Raw genomic sequence first — 26,029 nt, 5'->3', positions numbered from 1 at the left:
TTAAAAAACAACATTCAAATTAAGCGAATACTTCGGACGGACAGATATATTAACCACGCTGGAAGTTCCAGATTGTTCCGGAGATTGCCCCTTCAGGTCCTTACTACACCAAGTAAACAAATTCGAACCGGACAAGGATAAATAACCGGAAGAAAAACCTAACTTCTTAGCCAACGCCCTTGGGAACAAATAACGTAAGGACAAAGATTGCAAACGCAAATAATTCCCGCTCGCGACCCTCAAGTCTGAATCATCATACATGGAATATATCGTAGCACTACCACTTGGCTCCCATTCAACTTTATATTTATTAGCATTCCACCATCCTTTATCCTGACCACCTTCTATATCCAGAGCCGGAATATCGGTTATTTTTTCATCTCCCGGATTTCTCCAACGATTCACAAACTCCCGGCGCAAATTTTGCATCGGTTTGGGAGACACCGCACTATATTCTCCGGAAGCAATTCGTAACAATCTAATTTTATTACCGATGCTATAAGAAAAATTAACCGTTAAACTAAAACTTCGGTAACCAAAATAATTATTAAAACCACCTTGAAGAACAGGCACCCGAGTTCCGGACTCATCCAGCACGGCCAACCACACATCCTTTTTAGACAAATTCTTGTACTTTTCATGTAATTCCTCCGCCCGATCTGCCTCCAAATCCTTAAATGTCGGTTTCCCTTGATTATCCAACCCGGCATACTTGAATGAAAAGAAAGTGTTCAGCGGGGTTCCGGATAATTGAACAGAACCATTCAAAAACTGCGACAGAGTCAATTCATCCTGTAACGTTTTATCTTTCCGTTTGATACGATCGTTTAACAACTTATTCAATGTCTGCCCGATCTGTGGATCAAAACGCCAGACAAAACCTCTTTTCCCATTAGCCGAGACAGCTCGGTTAATCGGATTAAAGTTCAAAGACAACTCTATACCTTTGTTTTCAACATTACCGGAATTCACGACATAAGTTGTCACCCCATTCACATCACACACGGTCTTGGACAAAAAGGCATCCACGGTCTTTTTATAATAACCGGAAATAGACCCCTGAATTTTATCTTTAAGGAAACTGAAATCTATCCCGGCATTAAAAGAATACGTCTTTTCCCATTTTAAATCAGGATTAGGGAACTTCTCCACAGTCGAAGTATATCCTCCTTTTGAAGAATTATACCCACCTTTATTGATAATCAATTGAGTCGGTTGATTATTTTGCATATTTCCCTGAATACCATAAGACACGCGTAAAGCCAGATTATTAATCCAACTCACATTCTTCACGACATCATTCGTCATATTCCAACGCCCGGAAAAAGACCATACAGGGAAAAGTTTCTCGTTACTACGACTCCCGAATGCGTTAGACCAATCGGCTCGGGAATTCACGTTAAAAATATACCGATCCTTGTAACTATACGTTAGCGTAAGATAAAACGACGTTGTATTCGTCAATGATTTACTATATTTCGGATAATTCCGAATCACCCAATCAAAATATTTCGGATACTTGGAATAATCCTCCCCTTTTAACGCGGCGAAAGTCATTCCCCGATCTTTCAGATACCCCCGCTCCGTGTTTGCCGTAGTATTATATTTAGAAGATGACAATTCCCAACCGATAGAAGCATTCGTAAAATGGTCCTTATTTTTATCCCAAAACTTGCTGTAATCCGCTTGTACCCGGAATGTATAAGAACTACTACGATTAGAATTTGTTTTCAACTCCCCACCAAAAGGACATTCACTCCTAGTCATGGACGAATTCGCATCTTTCAATTTAAGGATATAATTCGAGTTCTCGCCATACCACGTTTCATCATCGGAAGTTCCCATGGAATAAGAAGCCGTACCTATTAACTTGAATGCATCTGTAAAACGATACTGGACTTGTGCATTCGCACTCGCATTCCTCTGATTAATTGTATAATCAGACTCCTCCATTTCCCGAATGATATTAAATGGATAATTCCCCTTTTTATACGTGTACAACTCCCCGTCCTCACCGTAGAGTGGAATCGCCCGGGTCATATTATAAGCATAATTCATAATACCAAGTTCACTGGGGTTATAGGTTTTATCCTGAACATTACCGGAAACACCGAATTGCATTTGCAATCTCTTATGTTGCACTGTTACTCGTACACTCGCCGTGTAACGCTCATTCTTCTCCCCTTTAATATTCCCCTCTTCATTTGCATATCCAAAAGAAGCATAATATTTAGCACTCTCATTTCCCCCGCTGATACTCAACGAATGATTATGCGAGAACACATCCCGACATAAAAGATCAAGCCAGTCCGTATTCAACGTCTCGTAATAAGCGGAACGCTCTTTAAAATCATTGAAACTGATAGAACCATATTTAAAATAATCCAGATATGCCTTCTCGTACCCGGTCCAATCCGTAAAACTATTGTACATACCAGTATAACGGACTCCCCGTTCCATCAATTCCCGAGAAACATCCACTCTTTCTTTGGAATTCATCAAATTCACCCCTCTATCCGAATACCGGGGACGAGTGGAAAACGTACCTGTCAACGAATATGATAACTTCGGGGGACCCACCTTCCCTTTTTTCGTGGTGATGACGATAACTCCATTGGCAGCCCGCACCCCATACAACGCCGTGGCGGCCGCATCCTTCAACACGTCAATCTGCTCCACGTCATCCGGATTCAACCCGGCAATAGCGTTCCCCAACAAATTCACGAAATCCAAATCATTCAACTGTTGAGGATCGATATTCACCGGATCTTGCTGAATAATTCCATCCACTACCCACAACGGTTCCTGATTACCCAAAATAGAAGAAGTTCCCCGTATTCTCAATTTCGGAGTAGCTCCCACCTGACCGCTATTCTGCATAAAAGTCATACCGGGAATACGTCCTTCCAGCATCTGATCAATACGATTCACGCCCGGGACATCAATATCACTCATTTTAACAGTTGTAACAGCTGCAGTCAAATGTCGCCGATCAATTTGCTGATAACCGGTCACCACGACATCCTCCAACTCGTTCATTTTCTCTCTCAACACCACTCTCAAGCTATCCGTCCTCTCCGTAAAATTCATTTTCTGAGTCTCATAACCCACGAAAGAGAACTCCAATGCCCCCTTAACCACGGGCAATGTCAATACAAAACGCCCCTGATAATCCGTCGCCGTCCCTAAAGCCACGGAAGATTCCGAGCATAATTTTACGGTTACACCCGGTAAAACATCACCCGAGTTCTCATCAATAACTATTCCGACTATTCTCTTGCCTTTTTTTACATCCTCTTTCTTATCCTCCTGTTGAATCACGATCAAGTCTCCCCGGAACTTGTACGTCAATCCCGTTCCTTTCAGAATCTGTTGCAACACGTTTTCCACCGTCTCGTTTTTCACGTTCACGGACAACTGCCCCAAACGATCCGTCAACTCCGTGTTAAAAACAAAATACAGATTCGTTTGCTTCTGAATCTCGTCAAACAAGGCCCGTACCGCCACGTCTTTCAGATTCAGACTGACTCTTTCCTGTTGAGCAAGCGATTCCGCCGAAACAGAAAAGGTGAACACACACATTAAAATCCAGAAAAGTTTCATCACTTTTTCAATTTTTTCTCTCATGCCCCGTGGCAATCGAAAACATAATCGTTTTTTTTTCATACATTTGTGGTAATAAATTCAACATTCAATAAACCCTCACGGTTCCAATGCGAGGTTTATTGTCTTCTTGAAATAAAGACGGAGGGTTTGCCGACCTTCCGTTTTATCTTGATACACATACGGTTCTATCGTTTATCGTAAACACGACCCCCGTAGCATCCGTTATTGCGTGTAAAATATCTTCAATCTGTTCATAACGTTTCATGTGTCCCGAAAAATGCAACTTCTTGGCACTCTCCGACTGGAAAAACACCTCCATGTCATACCATAAAGAAAGAGTATTCATGATATTTTCCAGTGTCTCCCGCTCGAACACGAAAATTCCTTTTCGCCAAAGAGTATATAAATCGGGATCGACCGTTTCAATTTTCATATCACGGGAATTCCGGTCATAAAACGCAAGCTCGTTCGGTTTCAACACGAACTCCCGGTCCGAATCCTGACCTCGAATCCCTACTTTTCCTTCCACCAGCACGGTACGAACCCCATCAGCACCAAGCGTATTCACGTTAAATGAAGTCCCGTACACCCGTACCTGTACGTCATCCGTAACCACGATAAACGGATGTTCCGCATCTTTTGCCACCTCGAAATAAGCCTCTCCTTTCAAGTACACCCGTCGTTCCGACCCGGTAAAAGCCACCGGATACCTTAAATCCGTCGCTGAATTCAAATACACCTGTGTCCCATCTGCTAATTGTAACTTAAACTCACCACCCTTGGGAATCCTCAACACATTCGTATCCACATACTCTGACACAACCGAATCCGAATACACCAGCATTCCGGAACTTTGTTGAACTTCAACACCCCTACCGGCCTCGATCATTTTATCCTTTTCCTTCTCCAGTATCACTTTACCTCCACCAACAACCTCCAAAACAGGACTCACCTCCCGTTTCACGATTTTCGTATTTTGAGCCACCGGTATTGATTGCTCACCTCCACGAGGAAACAACAGCCATACCCCAGCAACAAGCAAAGGTAATGCAATTACAGCCGCATACTTGATCCATGTAGTCATCCGTCGTTGTCGCCCAAGCCCGTTTTTCACACGGAAAGCCTCCCAAGCCCGAGTCGTATCCACCTCTCGAAATATCCCGTATTCCTCCGCGAAACGAGTATCTTTCCGCAATCTCTCGAACAACTGTTTATGCTCTTCCTTCTCCTTCATCCAACTATCCAACAAACGCTGTTCGTCCGGCATGATCGTTCCAGAGAAATACTTTTGAAGCAAATGACCTATTTCATTTTTATAATCCATATCTATGATCATATTTTACTCCTAATACGACCACGAAAACAAAAAGAGGGTATCCGATTTAAAAAAATTTACCGACTAATAATAAAAAATGTGCATCACCCAAGCGCTTTCTTAAATATTGCATGGCATTTTTCTTATAGGACTTCACGGTAAGTACTGATAAAGCAAGCAGTTGAGCAATCTCCTCGTTCTTCTTCCCTTCCAAGTGTAACTCAAACACCGCACGACTTCGCTCCGGCAATTCCTGCACCACGAGATGCAACTCCCGGTACATCTCCTCTTCTGCCATATCCAACTCATCCCATTCATGTTCCTCTTTCATGACCGCCGTAGCATATCGATCTTCTACAACTTGATGTTTTAAATAATCCATACACCTATTCGCCACGGCATTATAAAGAAAAGCCCTGAAACCGACATACGAGTTAAACTCCTTATCTCCCTCCCACACATTCACGAAAACCTCCTGCACAATATCCTCCGCCACATCCCGTCGCTGTACTCGCCTCATGGCATACACAACGAGATAATTAAAAAAACGTAGAAACAACTCATGAAAAGCTTTTTCCTGTTTTTCGTTTATTTGACGGATAAATATACTATTCAAATCATCCATTGACACCAAATAAAATTTTACACCCGAGCATCACAAATATACGACTTTTTTCAAAATCCCTTCCTTTCTCCTAATTTCAGTTTTTATCTTTATCTTTGCAAGCAGAAAATAGAAACATGGACTTTAGCATTAATATAAAAGAAATATTCACCGCCTTTATGGTTCTTTTTGCCGTGATCGACATCACGGGATCAACCCCCATTATTATCGGGCTCAACAGTGCAGGTAAAAAAGTTAATGCAGGAAAAGCCGCGGGAATATCTCTTGTTATATTCATCACGTTTCTGTTTGCCGGAGATGGACTCTTGAAACTATTCAACATCGACATCTCCTCCTTTGCCCTCGCGGGTGCGCTCGTTCTTTTCGTACTGGCCGTCGAGATGACATTCAATATCGAAATCTTTCGAAACGACGGTCCGGAAGGATCGGCGACAATCGTCCCGGTTATCTTCCCGCTGATTGCCGGAGCCGGAGCCTTGGCCACGACCTTAACCCTCAAAGCGGAATGCAGCGTGTTCAGCATCATCATCGCCATCCTCCTCAACATGATTGTCGTGTACGTCGTCTTACGTAACGTCTATCTCGTGGAACGAGTACTAGGAAAAGGCGGTGTCTACATTTTACGGAAATTCTTCGGGATCATCCTGCTTGCCATGTCGGTAAAAATCTTCACTTCCAACCTAAATGCCTTGCTGGAATCATTGATATAATAAAATTCCCACCTTTCCTACCGAGTCCTGTAACTTTTCGTTACCTTTAAGCGTCCCATCATAAAACAGATCATTATGAAAAAAATATCGTTTGTCATTTTCATGCTCTGCCTCACAATAACCGGAGCATTCGCACAGGAACAAATCAGCATCTCCCGCTTTCAAGGACAAAAGATTACCGGAATCGAGGCACACGGAATCTTCAGTATAACGGCTAAACAAGGTAATGCAACCGGAGTCACGGTAAACATTCCGGCTCGACTTGAAAAACAACTCGTCCTGAAACTGGATCCCGCAGGAAAATTACATATTTACATTGATGGGAAAATCACCACCAAAAACAAAAGAAACAACGACGACGATCGTTTCACGGCAGAGATTACCTTTACCAGCCTTGACAACGTGGAGTTAACCGGAGTCTGTAAAATGGAAACCATCGGGGATTTCACGACAACCAAGCTAAAAGTGGACCTCTCCGGAGCCAGTAAAATGCTTATGAATGGAGACTTCCTAGTAAAAGAAAAACTTGACATAGAACTAAGTGGTGCCTCAAACCTCAAAGGACAAATGACCAGTCCCGAATCAACCTTCGACATTAGCGGGGCCTCAAACCTCTCCCTTAAAGGTAACACCATACACTGCAAAATGGAAGTATCGGGAGCCTCAAAAGCAAACCTGGAAGACTTTCCGATAAACGAACTGAAAGCAGAAGTATCGGGAGCTGCAAAAGCTCATTTTCAAGTCAAAGAAAAAATCAGTCTTCACACCTCCGGTGCCGCGAAAGCCACATACTCCGGCGATCCGATCATCCTCTCCCTACACTCATCGGGAGCTTCCAATATCAACAAGATCTCCTCAAAATTCTTAGAGGACAAAAAAGAATACGAGAAATAGTTATTCGTCTAATATAAAATGGGGGAAACGAAAAATTGTTTCTCCCATTTATTTGTATCAACAAAATACCTTTATACTAATTGTTTGGCGCTGCCTTTAACAAACGAGGTATTGGTAAAATATTTTTCTCTGCATTATTGATCGGGGAGAATGTCCAAGTATGCCATTCCTCATTTTCCAGCAAGCGATTACCTGCATAAAGACCAGAATATTCATATTCTTTCGATTCTAATACAGCCACTCCACTTCCCAGCCAATAAGAAGGATAAACGACATACCATCCACCAATCCAGTAATCCCCTCCTGAAATTACGTTAAAACCATCCATATTGACATCAGCCTCTTTCTGTTCATAAACACCATCCTTGAAATCTGCCTCCGTCAAATGTATTCCTTTCAACGTTCTATCCCCATATTCAAGATCTTCACTTTGAATTTCAATTCCATCACCATCAATATCGTAACCGAATCCCCTTATTGTCATTCCAAGATTATCATCAGATGCCACGATAATAAACAGACGAGGATCTTTTTTAGCAATATCCACGATCATATCATGTCCCGTAGGAGGATTTGCTTTTTCCCATTTATACCCCCAAGCACGAAAGAAAACATCACGATCTTCAGGATGTGACCAATCTTCCACCTCTCCGGTAATCCATTGTATGGCCAACACCGATTGATTCTCGCCACTCCCCGTCCAGTTCGTAATATCCGATATTTTGAACCCATCCATCACCTGAATGTCCAAACTATCAGATGCCGCACCAAGCCTATTAAAAGCAGTCACCTTAATCCGGAAAACCCCTTCCTTCATGGATGAAAACTCGAAAATTGTATCAGACGACACTTTCTTCCCATCCACGAACCACTGCAAGCCTGCCTCTGTCGTATTAATGACATTCGCTCTCAATCTCACAGTTTTTCCGGGAAGAACAGCATCCTTCAAACTTAAATTCTGAACAGATACTTCCGGAGCCGTAAGCGGCTCTTCCCTATCATCCCCTCCATCATCACTACAAGAACTCCACGTTCCAGCAAAACACAGAATAGCTAAAATATAACATAAACTCTTCTTCATGAACGTTATCATTCAAAATTATAAGTAAAAAATACACCAGCAGGACATTCTGTATATCCTTTATAATTGGCCTTCAATGCCAATTTATCATTATTAAAATCAAAAACACAGATTTTATTTTCAGGATCCAAACTATAGCTCGAAATAATATTAGCGTAAACCTCTCCAGTAATAGGATGTACAGCGATGCAATTATATAAAGTTTGAACATGATCCAGTCCCTCAGCCATATCTCCCATGAACTCCGTTTTCTTCTGACTGAAAACATGACGATAAACGGGCATTGGTTTACTACCACCACCCATGTATAATGTGTCTCCTTTGGCTGTAATGTAAGGAGTTGCATTCCAACCGCCGTTCAATATCTTGGCTGCCGTTTCATTTTCAATAGAATTCTCTTGCATGGAATAGCTCTGTGCATCAAGTTTTATAATCTTTGCTGGCTCTTCTCCACTGGCACTACAAGCAAGCCATATATTACCATCGGAAGATGGGATAACACCAGAAATGTCACCGCTAACAGGTATTTCTTTTGAAATGGAAGACTTGTTCGATTCGATAACGATAAGTTTATTGCTTTGTGCCGCAAAAACTTTACCGTTTGCAACGGCCATTGTCGTTTTGTTCGCTCTAACAGAACCTTCAATAAAGGTTAGGACCTTGGATGATGGATTAAAACGATATACGCCATTGTTATCGCGAATGTAAATATCATTATCATCAAGAACGGCAATATGAGATGGCATTGACAACGTACTTCCCAATTCATCTTCGTAACTACTTTCCTTTTTCAATGTTTCCGCGTTCGCTATGGTTAAAAAAACCTCCGTCATTCCCACCGTTTTGAGATATGATATATAACTTGTTGTTTCTAATGTACAAATCTTGTGTACCCCCACCGAGCGATCCCCCGTTCTCCTTGTAATAGACACTATCGGTAACGATTCCTTTGGGACTAATAAAGGCAAGAGTACCGTAATGTTCTTTCCAAACTTGTCCTTCATTCAATATAAATGTTCCATATTTATATTTTCCATAGACTTCAACTGATGCACTTACGGTTGTTTCTTCTTTGCCATCAGTGGCCTTTACATCAATTTTATAGTTCCCCATATTTGCAGCAATAAACATATAAACTGAATCCGAGGAAACTTGTTGCCCATTCATTGTCCAGCTAAATTTCACTTCTTGCGGATTGTTCAGTTTCGCCTTCAAAAACAAAGTATCTTCTTTTGCAACGGTAAATGCTCCACTCTTACTCACAATTTCTAGCTCCAGCGCATCGGGTCTGTACTTATCATCATCATCACAAGAACTTAGAAATCCCACAAACATTCCTAAAACTAAAAACACTAAATAAAACTTCTTCATAATCTTCATTGTATAATATAAAATAACTATTTATTCATTTTCCTAAAACTCCCACATCAACGACACGAGGCAATTCCTCAACGGCATCGGGTAATACTGCGTGGACTCGTAATACGTGTCCAACAAGTTATCCACCCGCACTTGCGGCGTCAAGCTCATCCCGTTACAGAACGTGTAGCGGTAACCCGCCAAAACATTATGCACCGAATAGGGATCCGTGGCGTACTCTTGATCCGTTGTGATAAAACGCCGTCCGATATACGTCACCTGCCACGAGAAAAAAACTCCACGGTAATCGGCAGCAACCCGCACATTCCACTTGAACCGCGGCACGTAAGGAATCTGTTTCATATACGACCCGTCATCCACGTGCTGTTTCTTACGAGTACGGGATTGCGACCAACTGTAATTACCCGACACGTTAGCCTTCAGATCACCGATCGCGTAAGTTAACTTCCCGTACAACTCCATCCCCTCCGAACGCACGTTCCGGTGATTCTGGGGTGTCCAGATCCATTGATTCCCGTCCTTCGGCAACCACAATATCCAGTTGTCGATATACATCAAATAGCCGGAAACCTCTGCGTCCAAAAACAACCCTCGGTACAACTGTTTCCGGTAAGCCACCGATGCGTCATACGAATACCCGTCTTCCGGTTTCACGTCCGGGTTTCCTCCCGGTCTCCAATAGAGGTCATTCATACTCGGAAAGCGATAATTATAGGCCACATTCCCTTTCACCTGCAACTCCTTCTCCCACAAGTTGAACACCATCCCCGCCGACCACGTGGACACCCCCCGGCTATCATTCTGTTCGAACATATACTGCCCGTTCAACATCATCCACCTCACCGGAGACCACAACGCAGAAACCTGCCAAGAAAGCACGTCCCGGTTATGCCGGAACGACGGTTCCACTTCCGGGATATCATAATCCACGTCTCCCAACGTGTACTTCGAAGAATCAACATCTATATAACTACTCACCCGAATCAAATCATGCGAATAAGTCAAGCTTGTCCCTAACACAAGATTCTCTCTTGGGGTAAACGTGTAATCAGCAATCCCTTGCCACGTGTGCGATTGATTCTTATTTCCTTCGGGATCGAACAATCCCCCCGCATACCATTTATCATACTCCTGCCGGTAATACAGCCATGCCGCTTTCATATGCAAAGCATGTAGTCCCCGGGTAAAATCCAATCCCGAGTACGCTCGCACGTTCACTTCCCGCTGTTGCTCGTGTGACTGGTTTACCACCCCAAGCGCGGGTGGCAACATTCGTTTCCCTTCTTGATACCATGCAACTGCCGTCAACCGAGTATAAGGAGACAAACGAAAATATCCCTCCTGCATCGCGGCCCATTGCGTGTAATCGGCATCTTGCCGCTTCTCTCGGAAAGGCTCGTTCGTCAAAATCTTATTCAGATAAGTATAATTATTATCAGAATGTTGATAATACAAGCGAGTCTTAAAACTCGATTTCATCCCGCCAGCGTTCACCTGCGCACCTGTCGTGTAAGTCCCGTAAGAACCGTATTCTCCCAACGCCTTCCCGCTCACGCCCGCGTTCCAATCCGGATCGGTAAAGAGGTTCACGCTTCCCCCGATAGCCCCCGTCCCGTTCTTCACGTGACTGCTCCCGTAATACAAGTTGACATTATCCGTGAAGAACACCGGTATCTGTGAAAAATCGAACGTTCCCGACATCGGTGGGGTAATATTAATCCCGTTCCAGTTCACCCGGGTCTGCGAGGGACTGGCCCCCCGGAAGGATGCCGTTGACAAGGCTCCCATTCCCAGACTTTTAACGTAAATAGCCGTGTAATCCGTCAACAATTCCGCTAGCGAACGGGTTTTATTCGCCCGCATAATCTCCGGGTCAATGCGACTCACCTTCGCCCCCGCGTTCGCCTCGTTAGCATGGCGAACACGCTGACTGACCACCTGCACCGTGTCAATCACCCCGTACATCGCCACGGGGTCCTTCTTCTGGGCCTCAACCCTCATCCCGCCCAAGGCGAAACAAGCACACAATCCTATCGCTATCCTTTTAAGCATTATTCGCCATTTAACGTTGATTTTCAGGAAAATAAACTTGTCCGGGATAAATCCCGACCTTATGACTGCTCTTCGTCCCATCTTTCAGGTAATGCCGAACATACCCCCTTTGCGCCGTGTAATCCAAACAATCACATAAATAAATATCCCCCTCCGGACTAACAGCAAAACCGTACATCATTCCGACTTTCTGCAAGTCATAATAACGACTGAATTCTCCCGTTTCCACGTTCATCCGGAATACACTCTGCTGTTCCTTCACCCCCTCCTTATTTTCTTCGGCCGAACGAGTTTTCACGCTGAAATAAATCCAAGTCCCCGTGGGATCAATATCCGTGCGGTTATAATTGATATAACCGATAATTTCACCCGGCGTCTGGGAATTCGGGTCCCCGAAAGGCAAAGTATATGATTTCACCACCTTCTCCCGCTTGGGGTCCACACATTTCAACGTGATACCTGTTACCTGTCCGCCTTCCTGCTCGTTCATCAACCCCCAAATCATGCCCTCCTTATCCACGAGCAACTGACAAGTTTTCGTGTACTCCTCATTATATATATCCTTGACAACCCGAGCCTGTTCCTTCTTGATATTATCAGCATCAAACACGTACAAGCCTCCCTGCGTTATTCCGAACACTTTATTATCTACCACAGTCAGATACTCTACGGCCCGGGGAATAGAAATATACTCCAATGGTCCCCCGTAAGGAGCAACCGTCCGAATACGTACTAATTGCCGGTTGAGATCGGAAACGACTGCCTCCGTGGAGGAAATCGACACCACTTGCCGGGGATACCCCGCCTGCGTGTAAAGAATTGTCCCCACAGATTTAAAGGTTACCGGATCAACAATCTCTATCTTTTTCGAGTTATTCATCGCCACGAAATACTTCCCGTTTATCAGCGTGATCGACTGTGCCACATCCCCCATAGGGCGATGGTTCACATCCTGAAAAGCATCGGCCACGACATTACCGTCCTTGTATATCACCGAAATCGTTCCGGTATTCGAGTTAAGTTTTCCCTCGTTCAGCACAAGGGCCTCGATATCCCCTTCGCCCATCATTCCCCTAGGATAAGGCACTCCCGGCTTATCACACGACACAAGCGTTATTCCTAGCCATATAATAGCAAAAATATAAAATAACCTCTTCACAAACATAAATCCCTTTTAATCAAAAAAAGATTTGGCGTATCCAGTCGACAATTATTAAACTATCGGTGTCCACGTTCTTCCTTCCCTTGAACGTTAAACATATATTGATTGGCAGGTCTTCTGACTTACCCCATCCTCGGACGTCCTTCCCATTTCAAATTGAAACAGTGGAGAGAGTAGTGTCCGTGGACTTTAGTGGAGCTTACAGCAGCGGGTCTGTTCAGGATTCGCACCTGATTCCCTTTTCACCACACGCCTGAAACAGGGTGTGACACCAAAATCATCGCAAAAGTATATAAAAAACTAATACGATTTTAATTTAAAAAACATCATTTAGATTATTCACAATATTTATTGTTTTCCAACAAATAGATTATCGGCCAAATAACGTGATATATAGAGTCATAAGGATTTGTTTTTATAAACAAACTCTTATGACATCTGTTATCTTCCATCACTCATTTACGATTCAGCCTCCCACAAGCACACCGAATCAGAAACATCCTTCCCGTCGGCATTTTTAGCAAAAGCATAAATGACAAGGCCTCCCCCGGCTATTTTTTCTGAAAAGTTCACGCTTTTTTCTATCGTCTCTCCCCGAAGTCCCAACTCCTCGACACGACAAATATATTTCGTTTTACAAAGAAGTACGGCATAAATCTTATCATCCAGAAAGCAATCAACGGACTCGATTTCTTCTTTCTCGTGAGTGAAAAAGATTCTCCGATTCTCCATATCAACCTCGGCACGAACCTCCGGAATCACCAACGAACCTGCGGCCACGCGCAATTTCTCGTAGTTGATCACCCCGTTAAATTCCTTGACTGCCTTCTTACGGCTATTGAAAGGTTTTTCCGGATTTGCTTTCTCCACGGTTACCGCATCCATCACGTTCGCGCTGGTAAATCCCCGAAAACCTTTCGGGTAACCGTTCCCTCCGGGAAATCCCAACTGGACGGCATCTCTCATCCATATTTTCCGTTCCGTTATCGTCCCGAAAGCCGCGGACTGTCGTTTTTGCGGCTCCTGGCTCGGTTTACGCGAGATGCTTGCCCCCCGGCAATAATTTTTCCCGTTTGGTCCCCCGTAAGTGATTACGTTACCGAACTTACCCCGAATCTTTCCAAGTGGATTTACAAATTCCGCCATATCCTGTTATTTTTATGTTTCTCGCCAACAAAGATACACAAATAAACCAATGTAGTCACACTTTCAAACTAAATAAATAAATTATTACATGTATTATTCATGAGATATAAGTGATCACTTTCGTGTAAAGCGCTATTAGAACGCTATTAAACCCCTATTAAATCGCTATATATAATAGCGTTTTAAAAGAGTTTTATTTGCGTATTAAAAATATTCTATCTACTTTTGCTCATGAATTAATACACGAGTGATTATCAAATAATTATTATCATGGAAAACACATTATCTATTCCAGTAGCTCTCTTGGCACAAGGCTCTATCCGGATCGACGGGATAACCTATTACCGACACGGCAATAAAGTTCGGGCCTGCAAATCACGACGGAGCCCTAAAAAAACAAGAACCGAGGGGGAAGAGGAATCCTCCAGCCGTTTCACGGAAGCCCGTAAAATGTGGAGAATCTATCGTCGTGCCATCGGGGATTTACCGATATGGAAACTCATGGCCAAGGAGATGGGAATAAATAAAAGCGATTCCTTATTCCATTCTCAAAACGGGGGATGTTTTCGCCCGGGAGAAGGGGTATGGGCTTTCCCGACATTCCGATTCTCGACAGGCACGCTGGATGCACCGGTGATCACGGGTGTCACAAGGGAAGGATGGTCCGTGACCCTAAACTGGGAAAATGACATTGACTGCCCGAAAGCGAGCGTGTCAGATCAAGTGTATGTGGGATATTTTTACGGGACCTTACCCCGCGCCCCGCAAATGATCACGTGTTTTAACTCGTTCCGGGGCGACGGCAAGGTGACCGTGGACATCCCGGCAGCAAAACAACCGGAAGGAACGCCCCTACACCTCTACTTGTTTTTTGGCAATAAAGATACCACCCGTTTCTCTCCAAGCGTGTACGCGGGAGTGTAATGTCCATACGCTCCCCCCTCTCTTCGAAATCGTGATTACCGGACGTTACGCCCGCGGGAATTCATCGGCATGGGGGACCTTATGACAGATATGCAAGAAGTTAAACATTATTACACGCTTGGCATCCTCCCCCGTGACGGGATTGATCATCGAAAACCTCGCCTAACAGGTGGTTCATACCAATGAAATAAAAATCTTTTATCCAATTTATTGTCTAATTAAAAATTACGACCTATTTTCGCACCGTCATAGTTTCATACACCACTTCGTGATGTATTGAATGAAAAAGGGAATCCGGTGAAAATCCGGGACAATACCCGTTGCTGTATTTCCCCCTTTTAAAGGAAAAGTTTATCGTACGTTTGCCACTGGTTAGAATGCTGGGAAGGCACGATAAAAGGGATAAGTCAGAAGACCTGCTATGACGAGGGACAGATTTGCATCTGCGGGATTCAGATGGTAATCAGGTTGGATGGCAAGGTCATTCTGTTTTGATTTACCGTTTCAGGTTTTTCCCGCTTGCGTAAAGATCTCTCTCGAAGCAAAAAACTATTATATTATGAAACGAGTTCTATTTTTATTCATGTCAATCGTTCTTCTGATGCTATCCGGTTGTCAAACGAGAACAAAGTCCACGACCGCCTTCACGAAGGAAGTTTACTCACCGGAATACGCCGCGGGCTTCGACATCATGGGAGCTGATAACACGGAAAGCACGATTATTCGCGTGCGTAATCCTTGGCAGGGAGCGGAAGGCATTGAAATGTCCTACTTCGTGGCCCGGAACGGAGAGCAGGCACCGAAAGATTTTGACGGGGTGATTATTCCCGCGGGAGCCAAACGAATTGTGTGCATGTCATCCACTTACATCGCCATGCTGGATGCCATTAACCAAGTGGATCGAGTAGTCGGAGTTTCCGGGATGAATTATGTTTCCAACCCGTATGTCCTTGCCCACAAAGAAACCATAAAAGACATGGGGGCAGAAGTAAATTACGAACTTCTTGTCGGGTTGGCCCCGGATCTCGTGTTACTTTACGGCATCGGGGACGCGCAATCAACCGTGACGGACAAATTAAAAGAATTGAATGTTCCTTATATGTACGTGGGGGAATACTTGGAAGAATCTCCGCTGGGTAAGGCTGAATGGTTGGTTGCCATTTCCGAATTAACGGATAGCCGGGAAACAGGTACAAAAGTATTTAAAGAAATACCCGAACGTTATAACAACATGAAACAGTTAACGGCAAACGTGGAAAAACGTCCTACCGTCATGCTGAACACGCCGTGGAATGACAGTTGGGCCATGCCTTCCGTGAAAAGCTACGTGGCACAATTAATCACGGATGCGGGAGGGGATTATATTTACAAGAAAAACACCTCTAACGGAGCCGAACCCATCGGGCTGGAAACAGCCTACGGGTTGATTCGCGAGGCTGACGTGTGGTTGAATGTAGGTATGGCAACAACTCTCGACGAGTTAAAGATCATGAATCCGAAATTCAAGGATGCGAAAGCCATCCAAGAAAACAAGGTCTATAATAATAACTTGCGCTTAACGCCCGAAGGGGGAAATGATTACTGGGAATCGGCTGTTGTCCACCCGGACATCGTACTCCGTGACCTGATCAAAATCTTACACCCGGAACTGGTGACGGAGGATTTGTATTATTACAGGCACTTGGAATAGTTTAGAGTTTAAAATTTAGAGTTTAGAATGAAAAAAGCATCTACCCCCACCAGCTTCCCCTTACACAGGGGGAGAGACGAATGCGAGAAGACGCTACGATATTACAATGTAGCGTATCCTCCCCCTGTGCAAGGGAGTTAGAGGGGGTAGTTAAAGCGTCCCCCCGTGCGGCTGGAATCTAAAATCATAAATCAAGAAATTAATAACGGTGATGTCATTTTCAATTTTATCGTGAAACGCAATTCGATCATATTCCTTTTCCTGAGCCTGCTGGTTTTCGTGCTGTTCGCGCTCGACTTGGTGTCGGGAGATTCGGCACTTTCCGTCGGGCAGGTTTGGAACGTGTTCACGGGTAACGAGACGGATATGACAACCCGCAATATCGTGCTGTCGATTCGATTGGTGAGGGTGATCGTGGCTGTTCTGATCGGCGTGGCGCTTTCGATAAGCGGCTTGCAGATGCAGACGGTTTTCCGGAACCCGTTGGCAGATCCTTACTTGTTGGGAGTAAGTTCCGGATCGGGATTAGGCGTTGCTTTCTTTATCCTAGGGACTCCTTTGCTGGGACTGGCACATTCCGGGTTCTGGCAGTCGGTAGGTATTGTCGGGGCCGGATGGGGCGGGGCCGTCATGGTCCTGTTACTGATTGCCATCATCAGTCGTTACGTGAAAAATATCCTTGGGGTGTTGATCATGGGAGTGATGATCGGTTACATTGCAGGAGCTATCATACAGATTTTACAGTACTTGAGTTCTGCCGAACAATTGAAAATGTTCTTCCTATGGTCGATGGGTTCCCTAGGACACGTCACGACAACGAAACTGTTTATCATGATTCCCGTGATTTGCGTGGGTGTCATTCTCTCGATTTATTGTATCAAGGCATTGAATCTTCTTCTACTCGGGGAGAATTACGCCCAAACAATGGGACTGAATATACGGCGTGCCAGAACGCTTATTTTCGTGTCAACAACGTTGTTGACCGGAACCGTGACAGCATTCTGCGGCCCGGTGGGCTTTCTCGGACTTGCCGTGCCTCACGTGGCCCGTATGTTGTTTAACGACGCGGATCACCGGACACTTTTGCCGGGAAGCATATTACTGGGAGTCGTGGCCATGTTGATATGTGATATTATTGCTAAAACACTCGTGCTACCCGTGAATTGTATTACCGCCCTGCTGGGAATTCCGGTAATTATTTGGGTAGTATATAAAAATCTTCGACCGGTATGATACAACTAGAATCTTTAACACTGGGATACGGGCAACAAATCCTGCTGGACCGGGTGTCGGCCAGCTTGGACGGGGGCGGGTTGATCGCCTTGCTGGGACGTAACGGCAGCGGGAAAAGTACCTTGCTGCGGGCCACGGCGGGGTTAGGGGAAATCAAGTCCGGGCGAATATTGCTGGCCGGGAAAGACCTTGCCGGGTTGCGACCGGAGGAACTGGCTCGCACCGTCAGTTTCGTGACTACTGAAAAGGTTCGGATTCCTAACTTGAAATGCCGGGATGTAGTCGCCCTCGGGCGGGCCCCCTACACGAACTGGGTAGGAAGACTGCAACCACGAGACCGGGAAATCGTTGATAAATCCCTCGCATTACTCGATATGTCCACCTATGCCGAACGAACAATGGACCAGATGTCGGACGGGGAATGCCAGCGAATCATGATCGCCCGGGCCCTCGCACAAGACACTCCTATCATCTTGCTTGATGAACCCACCTCTTTTCTGGACCTGCCAAACCGTTACGAGCTGGGAGTGCTATTGCAAAGACTGGCTCACGAACAAAACAAATGTATCCTTTTTTCAACCCACGAACTGGATATTGCTCTCACGCTCTGTGATTCCATCGCCCTGATCGATCGTCCGCATTTGCATTACCTGCCCACGCGACAGATGATTAACAGCGGTCATATCGAACGCCTGTTCCGTAACGAGACCATCACGTTCGACCCGAAAGAATTGCGTATACGTGTCCGGTGAAAGCCTGTTTAAGACTGGCATTAAACTTGTCGCTCATTTTCGATAATCATAGAAAATTGAGTATCTTTATTCTATTATTATCCATAAACGAACGCGCATGAGTGAGAAAATTTATCCCATAGGTATCCAGAATTTCGAGAAAATCCGAAAAGAAGGTTATTTCTATATTGACAAGACCGCCTTGATTTACCGACTGGTAAAAACAGGTAGTTATTACTTTCTCAGTCGCCCGCATCGTTTTGGCAAAAGCCTATTGATCTCCACGCTCGATGCCTATTTCTGGGGAGAAAAAGAAATCCATGACAAGCATTACGCTCAACCATTCCAATCAGACAAGCGCAAGATATTTAAAATCGGTGTAAATTTCAGTTCGAAAACAAGGAATATCGAGAAATGGATCGTGGAGTCATAACGCTCGGATTCATCCAGACAAGAGACAATCCGAAAATAGATTTATTCCACAAATTGTCTCTTGGCTATGACTCGCTTGAATCAAGCAATCTGGATTCCAAGTTTCCGGAAGTTCTTCGGATGACCGAAAAGTACAAACACATCCTTTTCAACAAAAACGGTATCATCGGACGGGTTATTCATTACCAATGATTTATCGATTTTAGCATCATAGCGTTTTAAGGCTATCAATTTTAACCCAAATTCTTCCTCGAATTTCGCATCACCTAATTTTCGCCCGATAAAACGAGGTGGAATCTCCCACTCGATAATCAAATGATCGTCATCAACAACATAAGAATCTATAGTTGTCCCCAACTCCACTTTTGTCGCAAAGAAATCGGCATACTCCCATTCCGGATTGATGGTCTCCGTGATTCCCATAGACTTCAGAATCACCTTATGCACCGGCGAAATGGCCCGTGCCACGATACGTTTCACGCCAAACTGTTTCAATAGCGCAATCACGAACAGGGAGGTCCCGAAGTCTTTCCCGAACACCACAAACACCACATCCACTTCTGTCAAAGGTAGCGTTTGTAATGCTTGTTCATTTTTCACATCCAATGCCACGGTATTCGTGATGGAATCCTTGTATAAATTAATCTTACTGATGTCAGAATCCACTCCCAACACCTCGTTTCCCCGTTTGGTCAGACGTTGCGATAATGCAAGCCCAAAATTACCTAATCCAAATACGATACACTTCATAATAATTAAAAATTGAGAATTGAAAATTGAAAATGTGAGACGGAGCTTGGTTTTCAACTTTCAATTGATTAAACGATTACGGTTTCATCGGGATACGTATAAAGTTTCACTTCCTGATAGCGGATGAAACAAGCCAAAAGGGTGATTAAGCCTACACGCCCGACAAACATGGTGAGGGCAACGATCATTTTACTTGCCACACATAAATGGGGCGTCAAATCCAAAGTCAGCCCCACCGTCCCCAAGGCAGAAACGACCTCGAAAACAGCTTGAGTCAGCGTTGCCTTCGGTTCCAGAATCACGATGACAAAAACAGCCAGAATGATCCACAGAATAGATAGTATGATGATTGAATGCGCCCGGTTCACGTTCTCCCGAGTCAATTGACGATGCGCGATAACAACCCGATCGTTCCCCGCGAGATTCGCCCATATATTTTTTAAAGCAATCACGAAGGTTGTTACTTTAATACCGCCCCCCGTGGACATCGGAGCCGCACCGATCCACATCAAGATAATCGTGAGGAAGATTGTCGGAACGTGCAACATGGACATATCCACGTTGTTAAAACCTGCCGTACGAGGGGTGACGGCCCCCATAAACGAAGTGGCAAATTTTCCCGTGAATGACATTCCGTCCAACACGTTATGATTTTCAAATATCCAGAACAAGGCTGTCCCCACGACAAGCAGGATTAAAGTGGTCGGTAACACGATTCGTGTTGTCGTACTCACGATGCGAGGTTCGTGGATCACCTTGTAATTCATACCCAACAGACATTTGATCTTATTCCGAATACCATAATGCAGGAGTCGCCCGTAATTGAACAAGATCGGGAATCCGATACCACCAAATATAATCAAAAAAGCCAAAATGACTTGCAAACCATACAAATGCCTGATCAAAGGATCATAGAGATTGCCCGGCAACGTGGAGAACCCGGCATTACAGAAAGCCGAAACACCATGAAACAAGGCGAAAAAGAGTTTATTGTCAATTTCCGCTACATCCTGCACTTGCATGTAGACAAGGTAAACACCAATTCCCTCGATGATAAACGTGGTCAGAATGATATACACGACCGTCCGGAAAATATCGCTCAAAGATGCCTCGTTCAATAGGTTTTTCATCATGAACTGATCGTGAAAGGAGGTGCCACTCAAGAATGACATGGCAAAAAAACTGGTAAAGGTCATCACCCCAATTCCCCCAACTTGAATCAGCATGAGCAGCACGACCTGCCCGGTCAACGTAAAAGTGGCACCGGTATCAACGACAGTCAACCCGGTCACACACACGGCACTCGTCGAGGTAAACAAGGCATCCATGAAACTGATCCCCTCGTACGTGGCATTAGGTAATCTTAACAAAACAGCCCCCAAAAGGATGATAAATAAAAAACTCGCGGCAAAAAGAACTTCCGCCTTTACCCGACTTCGCAAGACAACAAATATCTGTTTCGAGAGTTGTATGATACTCAATAGTAATACCACGGCATACGTCAATATTCGCTCGACCTTGAAAAGGAAGGGGTTAGTCTCCTCGAAATCCGGTCGGTCGAAGTGTTTGGAGAACAAGGTCAAGGCAAACAGGAAAAGTAACACTAACACTTCTATCCAAAATCCTTTTTCCGCCCGCAGCAGCCTGAAATTAAACAAGAACCGCAACAAGCCAAGCACTACGAAAAGACGAATTATCGCTCGATAGGTGTAGTATATCTCATGAGAATAATCAGCCGGCATATCAAAGCCGAAACGATAAATGACTAAAATAATTGCGAGAAAAGAGGCTAGAAATAATAACACATTACTTACCAGTTCAACAATCTGTTTTACAGACTTATAAATCTTTCTCGCCCGATAGCGGAATTCCACTGAAAACATAACACCAACTTTTTTTAATAAATAACGTTAAGCAGTTACCGCAAGTTACATAAATCACCGATAATTCTTCACTTTCCGATAACACCGGGAAATGTCTCCAAGTTTACTCATTATTTTTCAGTTTTCCGCTAGACTTTTCTATTTTTGATTTTCACGAAAAGGTAAAACACAAGAGGGGATAACCCAATATAGTTATTTCATGAATACAAAGTAAACTGCCAGCACCAAGCAAACACAAGCGGCCAAGTGATTCCACTGGAAGGTTACCCCTTTGAAGAAAAGCATGGAGAAGATAATGAAAATGGTCAGCGTGATCACTTCCTGAACCACTTTTAACTGCATCAGCGAAAAAGGCCCCCCGTTCCCAATGAATCCCAAACGATTAGCCGGAACTTGGGCACAATATTCGAACAAAGCAATACTCCATGAAAACAAGATTACCCCGAAGAGAGGCCAGTTATCTATCCATTTCATTTCCTGTAACTTCAGATGGCCATACCAAGCAAAAGTCATGAACACGTTCGAAACGATCAGTAATAATATCGCATAAAGTCCTTGCATACTCTTTTATATTAATCCATGAAATGATTCTCAAAACCGACACAAAAGTATAAATTTTATTACCTTTGTTGATAACGATTTGGATAAACTTTATCAAATGCCAGCAGCATGAAAGCGAACAAGATTCAGAAAATAGAGATCCGCAATATATGGGGAAAATATAATTTCCGGTGGGAGAATCTCAATCCCGACGTGAATATCCTGACAGGTATTAACGGTAGCGGGAAAACCACGTTCTTCAATATTATTGACGCCTTACTTTCGGCAGATATTAAACGCTTGAAATTGTACAACATCGAGGCCGAGGTCACTATTGACGACATCTTGATCAGTTTCCGGAAAGATAGTACCCTAGCATCTGTAAGACAAAAGTTAGCCGGAGTGAACTATTTAAAGATCAGCACCTTTGACGTACCAATCCGAGACCGTCGAAAAATGGGTAAAGAAGATAGCCCCTTGCTCAGCGAGTTAAAGGAAATCGTGTACAGCGTGGGCGAGAATAACAATTCGTTTTCTGATTACCGCCTTCGAGCCACGAATTTTCCGGATCAGGCGGAAAAGATCAACCGCAGGATTCGCAAATTTTACGACACGGTGAACCACCTGTTTGCCGGAACAGGGAAGACCATCGAGATTGACCCGATGACGAATCAATTGGTCTTCCGGGATGGAGATGAAATTATCCATCTTTACAAGCTATCGTCAGGAGAGAAACAATTACTAATTATTCTACTCCGCGTGTTCCTGATGGACGAGCAACCTTACATCCTACTCATGGATGAACCGGAAATCTCGTTACATATCGAGTGGCAGTACCGCCTTTTTGAAGAAATTCAAAAACTGAACCCGCATTGCCAAATCATTACCTCTACCCACTCCCCGAGCCTGTTCGGTGATGGCTGGGGGGACAAGTTGGTATTCATCGAAGACCTATTGATTCACTAACCTGATCAATTTTAGATTTATGATTTTAGATTCCAACCCAGCTCTTTTAATCGTAGATTGATGGTCTTTTTACATTTTCAATTCTCAATTTTCAATTGTTATGTTTTCTCCTCCCGTATCTAAAGAAAAATATTATTATCACGCCGCCAAACGTTTTATGATGGACGCCCAACTCTTGCGTTGTAGGGCAGCTATTCACGTGGAAGATAAAGACGATATTGTTTTCTGGAGTAATATTTTCAAGCATTTCCGCCCGAATGACCGGTTTCATTTTATCGCGGGTTCCCGGAACGAACGGGGCCATGAAACCAGAGGCGTGACGCAATGCCTGAAATATGTCAAATACTTGAACCCGAAGTTTTTTATCTGCATAGACAGTGACTATCGCTATTTGTTGCAAGAACAAGGGATTGATGTTAAACATTACATTTTCCAGACCTATACCTACTCTTTCGAGAACCATCATTGCTATGACAAGGGGTTGAACGAGTTATGCTACCGGATCACGACCCTACCTAACAACGTGTTCGATTTTCACCAATTTCTGAAAGAGTATTCGAATATCGTGTACAAATTATTCCTGTGGCATCTATATTTCCTAGTGGCAGATCCCAAACGATTCTCGATCGCTGATTTCAACGAACTGATTTCGTTTCAATGGCAACGCCGACCGGACATCCGCCAGAACGGACGTCACGAGTTAAACAAGTTGAAAGGACGGATCGAACAAAAGCTCGCCCAACTCCGGAAGAATTACCCCAAAGCGAACCTTTCCATACTGGAGGAAAAATACCAAAAAATGGGGCTAACCCCGGACACCACGTATCTCTTTATCCGGGGACATAATATTTACGATATGGTTTATATGCTGAACCGGGAAGTTTGTAAAAAGGTACTGAGAATCGCAAAAGATTCGTATTCCGGTTCACAACAACCGCCTCATGTCAACCTTTTCGGCTACCGGAACAGTATTGACGATCAATTGAAAAAGAATTTACATTTCGGGGCTTATCCCGCCATTCGCAAGATAGAGGAAGACGTTCATCTTCTATTCTAAGGTTTCCTCCCGGAAGGCAACACCTCCAAGATGGCTTTATGGGACTCGCCATTCTTTCCAATCGTGAAATGAATACGGGCTTGTATTCGCTTACCGGATGGCGTGTTCTCCCATTTAGGCCCCTCGGCCAACAATCGAATAACCTCTTTATTGCTCTCCTTCGAGAAACCATCCTCTATCCGGATTCGGCTGGGGACTTTCTTCCTGTTCAACTCGAATGAAAGTATTACAGACCCCATTTTATTCGAATCCAAGTCTGCTTTCGGATAGCGCAAAGCTTTTTCCATATATTGATTGAAATGGAGGACATCATCTTTAGATACCAACGTATCAAGTACAACATTTTGTCGACTGGTTATAACAGAAACTTCCTGCATTTTTATATTGGACATTTCTACCTCTTTCTTTTTTGCAACACCATAACCGGTAACAACAACCTCATTCATTTTTTCTGCATCTTCTTCCATCTTCACTTGCAATTTGTCTCCCGCCTTAACCAAAATATGCTGAGATTTCATCCCGATAAAAGAAAAGGTAAGTAAACCCTCTGATGTAGGAAGATCCAAACTAAAGTGGCCGTTGGCATCCGTGACTACCCCCATCGTCGAGCCGGAAAGGAGTACTGTCACTCCCGCTAAAGGATTGTCCTTCCCATCCGTTATCATACCCGACACGTGATTATCGTTTACTTTCATTTTCCGGGTTACCAGTCGGGAAGTATCTTCAATCTGAACACTTGCCAAAGAAACTTCTTGATCAGCAAGTTCCTCCATCACCATCTCCCGTACAGAATCCTTTTTTCTTGCTACCCGGTTATCCGAGCGTAACAACTGTTTTTTATCGCCCGGAGGCACTGTCAAAGAATCCGTTTTATCAAATAAATCTATTGTGTTTCCACTTTCAAGTGTCAGTATCGCTCTCTCTTTGGTTTTCACCGAATCAGATAATTGAGCAACTACCATCACGGGTACATCAAAAGTTTTCTCTTGCCGGGTAAACCACCATGTCCCGCAAGCTAGCAAAATAGCAAACGAGGCTGCAATATACATCCATGTCCGTTTTTGTTTACGAGATGAACGGGAGCGCTCGTTCAACTGGCGTTCCAGACGAATCAGGCCATCAAGAGGATCACCGGGAGTCGAAGTCAACCCCTCCAATGCCTCGAACAAGAACGGATCGGACAAAGCCTCCCGCTCCATACGGTTAGCAGCCTTACCTTTCCGGTTGCCATGCAGGTATTCTTTTATGTCGTCAATCCGTTTCATTTGATGTTATTCCTTTACGTTCCAAACACAATTTCAAGTTCCGTTTCCCATTCTGGATAAAACTCTTTACCATTTTCGAAGAAAAACCCGTGCGTTCTTCCACTTCCTTGTACGAAAGTTCATTCAGGAAGAAATATTTCACGCTGACACGTTGTCTTTCAGGCAACCCCTCGATACATTCCCGCAACGATTTCTCTCGATTCTCCCTCTCGTTTACAACAGTAAGATGAAAATCATCGCAAAATTCCATAAAAGAATCGTCTAAAGAAACGGACAAATTTTTACTCCGTTTCCGGATTTCCATCAAGCAGTTATTGCGAATACAAGTATATAGCCAAGCTTTGAAGGATTGTATTTCCGTCTCTTTTACCTTCACAATCAATTCTTCGAATAGTTGCATAACGGCATCCTGCGCATCTTCCGGTCGCTTTAGATACTTTAAGGCTACCCCGTACACCAAGGGCATGTATCTTTTATAAGCCTCCACGAAATACGCCAAGTCACCGCTTTCACAATATCGTTTCAGCAGTTCTTCATCCGTTATGTTCTCTTGACCCCGCTTCACTATTTATACATTGATTTTTACA

The 26,029-nt window shown here is 44.0% G+C and carries 22 protein-coding genes, 1 pseudogene and 2 riboswitches; of the genes and pseudogenes, 9 read left to right on the top strand and 14 right to left on the bottom strand.

Annotation, left to right across the window (positions count from 1 at the left end):
• From QVC79_RS05755 to QVC79_RS05745, 3 genes are all read right to left on the bottom strand, one after another.
• Window positions 1–3,627: a SusC/RagA family TonB-linked outer membrane protein gene (locus QVC79_RS05755; protein ID WP_270594327.1), complete on the bottom strand. Its 3,627-nt coding sequence runs from the start codon at window positions 3,625–3,627 to the stop codon at window positions 1–3.
• 142 nt (window positions 3,628–3,769) lie between these two features.
• Window positions 3,770–4,930, bottom strand: coding sequence for a FecR family protein (locus tag QVC79_RS05750; RefSeq protein WP_270594329.1), 1,161 nt, complete (start codon window positions 4,928–4,930; stop codon window positions 3,770–3,772).
• 58 nt (window positions 4,931–4,988) lie between these two features.
• Complete coding sequence (locus tag QVC79_RS05745; protein ID WP_270594330.1) at window positions 4,989–5,546, bottom strand: RNA polymerase sigma-70 factor; 558 nt, start codon at window positions 5,544–5,546, stop codon at window positions 4,989–4,991.
• 116 nt (window positions 5,547–5,662) lie between these two features.
• On the opposite strand from QVC79_RS05745, the gene QVC79_RS05740 reads away from it, so the two are divergent.
• Together QVC79_RS05740 and QVC79_RS05735 are read left to right on the top strand one after the other, a co-directional pair.
• The gene (locus QVC79_RS05740) at window positions 5,663–6,256 is read left to right on the top strand and encodes a MarC family protein (protein ID WP_270594331.1); all 594 of its coding nucleotides are present in this window, start codon (window positions 5,663–5,665) and stop codon (window positions 6,254–6,256) included.
• 75 nt (window positions 6,257–6,331) lie between these two features.
• Window positions 6,332–7,150, top strand: coding sequence for a GIN domain-containing protein (locus QVC79_RS05735; RefSeq protein ID WP_270594332.1), 819 nt, complete (start codon window positions 6,332–6,334; stop codon window positions 7,148–7,150).
• Between the two features lie 76 nt (window positions 7,151–7,226).
• Here QVC79_RS05735 and QVC79_RS05730 read toward each other — a convergent pair whose 3' ends face one another.
• The 6 genes from QVC79_RS05730 to QVC79_RS05705 all read right to left on the bottom strand — a co-directional run bounded on the left by QVC79_RS05730 (window position 7,227) and on the right by QVC79_RS05705 (window position 13,971).
• Entirely contained in the window at window positions 7,227–8,231 is a 1,005-nt protein-coding gene (locus QVC79_RS05730) for a PKD domain-containing protein (protein ID WP_270594334.1), read from the bottom strand.
• Between the two features lie 8 nt (window positions 8,232–8,239).
• Entirely contained in the window at window positions 8,240–9,064 is an 825-nt protein-coding gene (locus tag QVC79_RS05725; RefSeq protein WP_287642446.1) for a DUF5074 domain-containing protein, read from the bottom strand.
• Complete coding sequence (locus QVC79_RS05720) at window positions 9,009–9,602, bottom strand: DUF5074 domain-containing protein (RefSeq protein ID WP_287642445.1); 594 nt, start codon at window positions 9,600–9,602, stop codon at window positions 9,009–9,011. The genes QVC79_RS05725 and QVC79_RS05720 overlap by 56 nt, the downstream gene beginning before the upstream one ends.
• A gap of 42 nt (window positions 9,603–9,644) precedes the next feature.
• Window positions 9,645–11,663 (bottom strand): TonB-dependent receptor plug domain-containing protein, encoded by a 2,019-nt coding sequence (locus QVC79_RS05715; protein ID WP_270594337.1) that lies wholly within the window; start codon window positions 11,661–11,663, stop codon window positions 9,645–9,647.
• Window positions 11,664–11,673: 10 nt separating this feature from the next.
• On the bottom strand, window positions 11,674–12,828 hold the full coding sequence (locus tag QVC79_RS05710) for a DUF5074 domain-containing protein (RefSeq protein WP_270594338.1): 1,155 nt from the start codon (window positions 12,826–12,828) through the stop codon (window positions 11,674–11,676).
• A gap of 87 nt (window positions 12,829–12,915) precedes the next feature.
• Window positions 12,916–13,118, bottom strand: a riboswitch (cobalamin riboswitch).
• Window positions 13,119–13,284: 166 nt separating this feature from the next.
• Window positions 13,285–13,971: a hypothetical protein gene (locus QVC79_RS05705; RefSeq protein WP_270594339.1), complete on the bottom strand. Its 687-nt coding sequence runs from the start codon at window positions 13,969–13,971 to the stop codon at window positions 13,285–13,287.
• Between the two features lie 270 nt (window positions 13,972–14,241).
• Here QVC79_RS05705 and QVC79_RS05700 point away from each other — a divergent pair, with 270 nt between their 5' ends.
• From QVC79_RS05700 to QVC79_RS05675, 5 genes and pseudogenes are all read left to right on the top strand, one after another.
• A complete protein-coding gene (locus tag QVC79_RS05700; RefSeq protein ID WP_229783013.1) occupies window positions 14,242–14,895 on the top strand; it encodes a hypothetical protein in 654 nt (217 codons plus the stop codon).
• A 232-nt stretch (window positions 14,896–15,127) separates the two neighbouring features.
• Window positions 15,128–15,333, top strand: a riboswitch (cobalamin riboswitch).
• Between the two features lie 163 nt (window positions 15,334–15,496).
• On the top strand, window positions 15,497–16,585 hold the full coding sequence (locus QVC79_RS05690; protein WP_270594746.1) for an ABC transporter substrate-binding protein: 1,089 nt from the start codon (window positions 15,497–15,499) through the stop codon (window positions 16,583–16,585).
• Window positions 16,586–16,864: 279 nt separating this feature from the next.
• Window positions 16,865–17,818, top strand: a complete 954-nt coding sequence (locus QVC79_RS05685; RefSeq protein ID WP_416336081.1) for a FecCD family ABC transporter permease — start codon at window positions 16,865–16,867, stop codon at window positions 17,816–17,818.
• Window positions 17,815–18,570, top strand: a complete 756-nt coding sequence (locus QVC79_RS05680) for an ABC transporter ATP-binding protein (protein WP_270594342.1) — start codon at window positions 17,815–17,817, stop codon at window positions 18,568–18,570. The genes QVC79_RS05685 and QVC79_RS05680 overlap by 4 nt, the downstream gene beginning before the upstream one ends.
• A 97-nt stretch (window positions 18,571–18,667) precedes the next feature.
• Window positions 18,668–18,934 (top strand): annotated as a pseudogene (locus tag QVC79_RS05675) (AAA family ATPase); the annotation flags it as partial.
• A gap of 128 nt (window positions 18,935–19,062) precedes the next feature.
• Here QVC79_RS05675 and QVC79_RS05670 read toward each other — a convergent pair.
• The 3 genes from QVC79_RS05670 to QVC79_RS05660 all read right to left on the bottom strand — a co-directional run bounded on the left by QVC79_RS05670 (window position 19,063) and on the right by QVC79_RS05660 (window position 22,175).
• On the bottom strand, window positions 19,063–19,731 hold the full coding sequence (locus QVC79_RS05670; RefSeq protein ID WP_270594344.1) for a potassium channel family protein: 669 nt from the start codon (window positions 19,729–19,731) through the stop codon (window positions 19,063–19,065).
• Window positions 19,732–19,799: 68 nt separating this feature from the next.
• Window positions 19,800–21,614, bottom strand: a complete 1,815-nt coding sequence (locus QVC79_RS05665) for a TrkH family potassium uptake protein (RefSeq protein ID WP_270594345.1) — start codon at window positions 21,612–21,614, stop codon at window positions 19,800–19,802.
• Window positions 21,615–21,806: 192 nt separating this feature from the next.
• Complete coding sequence (locus tag QVC79_RS05660) at window positions 21,807–22,175, bottom strand: DMT family protein (protein ID WP_027200508.1); 369 nt, start codon at window positions 22,173–22,175, stop codon at window positions 21,807–21,809.
• Between the two features lie 108 nt (window positions 22,176–22,283).
• On the opposite strand from QVC79_RS05660, the gene QVC79_RS05655 reads away from it, so the two are divergent.
• Both QVC79_RS05655 and QVC79_RS05650 read left to right on the top strand, forming a co-directional pair.
• Window positions 22,284–23,120: an AAA family ATPase gene (locus QVC79_RS05655; RefSeq protein ID WP_124315938.1), complete on the top strand. Its 837-nt coding sequence runs from the start codon at window positions 22,284–22,286 to the stop codon at window positions 23,118–23,120.
• 100 nt (window positions 23,121–23,220) lie between these two features.
• Window positions 23,221–24,177 (top strand): DUF4435 domain-containing protein, encoded by a 957-nt coding sequence (locus tag QVC79_RS05650; protein WP_183312879.1) that lies wholly within the window; start codon window positions 23,221–23,223, stop codon window positions 24,175–24,177.
• Here the strand turns inward: QVC79_RS05650 and QVC79_RS05645 are convergent.
• Both QVC79_RS05645 and QVC79_RS05640 read right to left on the bottom strand, forming a co-directional pair.
• The gene (locus QVC79_RS05645; protein ID WP_270594347.1) at window positions 24,174–25,442 is read right to left on the bottom strand and encodes a carboxypeptidase-like regulatory domain-containing protein; all 1,269 of its coding nucleotides are present in this window, start codon (window positions 25,440–25,442) and stop codon (window positions 24,174–24,176) included. The two genes, QVC79_RS05650 and QVC79_RS05645, sit on opposite strands and share 4 nt — an antisense overlap.
• Complete coding sequence (locus QVC79_RS05640) at window positions 25,429–26,007, bottom strand: RNA polymerase sigma factor (RefSeq protein WP_229782389.1); 579 nt, start codon at window positions 26,005–26,007, stop codon at window positions 25,429–25,431. The genes QVC79_RS05645 and QVC79_RS05640 overlap by 14 nt, the downstream gene beginning before the upstream one ends.
• Window positions 26,008–26,029: the final 22 nt, after the last annotated feature.

This window comes from Butyricimonas sp., assembly GCF_019423355.1.
Lineage (GTDB): Bacteria > Bacteroidota > Bacteroidia > Bacteroidales > Marinifilaceae > Butyricimonas > Butyricimonas faecihominis.
Note: the sequence above shows the minus strand (reverse complement) of the source record. Positions and strands in the feature narration are given on the sequence as shown.

Bases quoted from the DNA above. Each gene is read 5' to 3' on its own strand.
- QVC79_RS05755 (WP_270594327.1), bottom strand. From the start codon at position 3,627: ATGAGAGAAAAAATTGAAAAAGTGATGAAACTTTTCTGGATTTTAATG.
- QVC79_RS05750 (WP_270594329.1), bottom strand. From the start codon at position 4,930: ATGGATTATAAAAATGAAATAGGTCATTTGCTTCAAAAGTATTTCTCT.
- QVC79_RS05745 (WP_270594330.1), bottom strand. From the start codon at position 5,546: ATGGATGATTTGAATAGTATATTTATCCGTCAAATAAACGAAAAACAG.
- QVC79_RS05740 (WP_270594331.1), top strand. From the start codon at position 5,663: ATGGACTTTAGCATTAATATAAAAGAAATATTCACCGCCTTTATGGTT.
- QVC79_RS05735 (WP_270594332.1), top strand. From the start codon at position 6,332: ATGAAAAAAATATCGTTTGTCATTTTCATGCTCTGCCTCACAATAACC.
- QVC79_RS05730 (WP_270594334.1), bottom strand. From the start codon at position 8,231: ATGAAGAAGAGTTTATGTTATATTTTAGCTATTCTGTGTTTTGCTGGA.
- QVC79_RS05725 (WP_287642446.1), bottom strand. From the start codon at position 9,064: ATGACGGAGGTTTTTTTAACCATAGCGAACGCGGAAACATTGAAAAAG.
- QVC79_RS05720 (WP_287642445.1), bottom strand. From the start codon at position 9,602: ATGAAGAAGTTTTATTTAGTGTTTTTAGTTTTAGGAATGTTTGTGGGA.
- QVC79_RS05715 (WP_270594337.1), bottom strand. From the start codon at position 11,663: ATGCTTAAAAGGATAGCGATAGGATTGTGTGCTTGTTTCGCCTTGGGC.
- QVC79_RS05710 (WP_270594338.1), bottom strand. From the start codon at position 12,828: ATGTTTGTGAAGAGGTTATTTTATATTTTTGCTATTATATGGCTAGGA.
- QVC79_RS05705 (WP_270594339.1), bottom strand. From the start codon at position 13,971: ATGGCGGAATTTGTAAATCCACTTGGAAAGATTCGGGGTAAGTTCGGT.
- QVC79_RS05700 (WP_229783013.1), top strand. From the start codon at position 14,242: ATGGAAAACACATTATCTATTCCAGTAGCTCTCTTGGCACAAGGCTCT.
- QVC79_RS05690 (WP_270594746.1), top strand. From the start codon at position 15,497: ATGCTATCCGGTTGTCAAACGAGAACAAAGTCCACGACCGCCTTCACG.
- QVC79_RS05680 (WP_270594342.1), top strand. From the start codon at position 17,815: ATGATACAACTAGAATCTTTAACACTGGGATACGGGCAACAAATCCTG.
- QVC79_RS05670 (WP_270594344.1), bottom strand. From the start codon at position 19,731: ATGAAGTGTATCGTATTTGGATTAGGTAATTTTGGGCTTGCATTATCG.
- QVC79_RS05665 (WP_270594345.1), bottom strand. From the start codon at position 21,614: ATGTTTTCAGTGGAATTCCGCTATCGGGCGAGAAAGATTTATAAGTCT.
- QVC79_RS05660 (WP_027200508.1), bottom strand. From the start codon at position 22,175: ATGCAAGGACTTTATGCGATATTATTACTGATCGTTTCGAACGTGTTC.
- QVC79_RS05655 (WP_124315938.1), top strand. From the start codon at position 22,284: ATGAAAGCGAACAAGATTCAGAAAATAGAGATCCGCAATATATGGGGA.
- QVC79_RS05650 (WP_183312879.1), top strand. From the start codon at position 23,221: ATGTTTTCTCCTCCCGTATCTAAAGAAAAATATTATTATCACGCCGCC.
- QVC79_RS05645 (WP_270594347.1), bottom strand. From the start codon at position 25,442: ATGAAACGGATTGACGACATAAAAGAATACCTGCATGGCAACCGGAAA.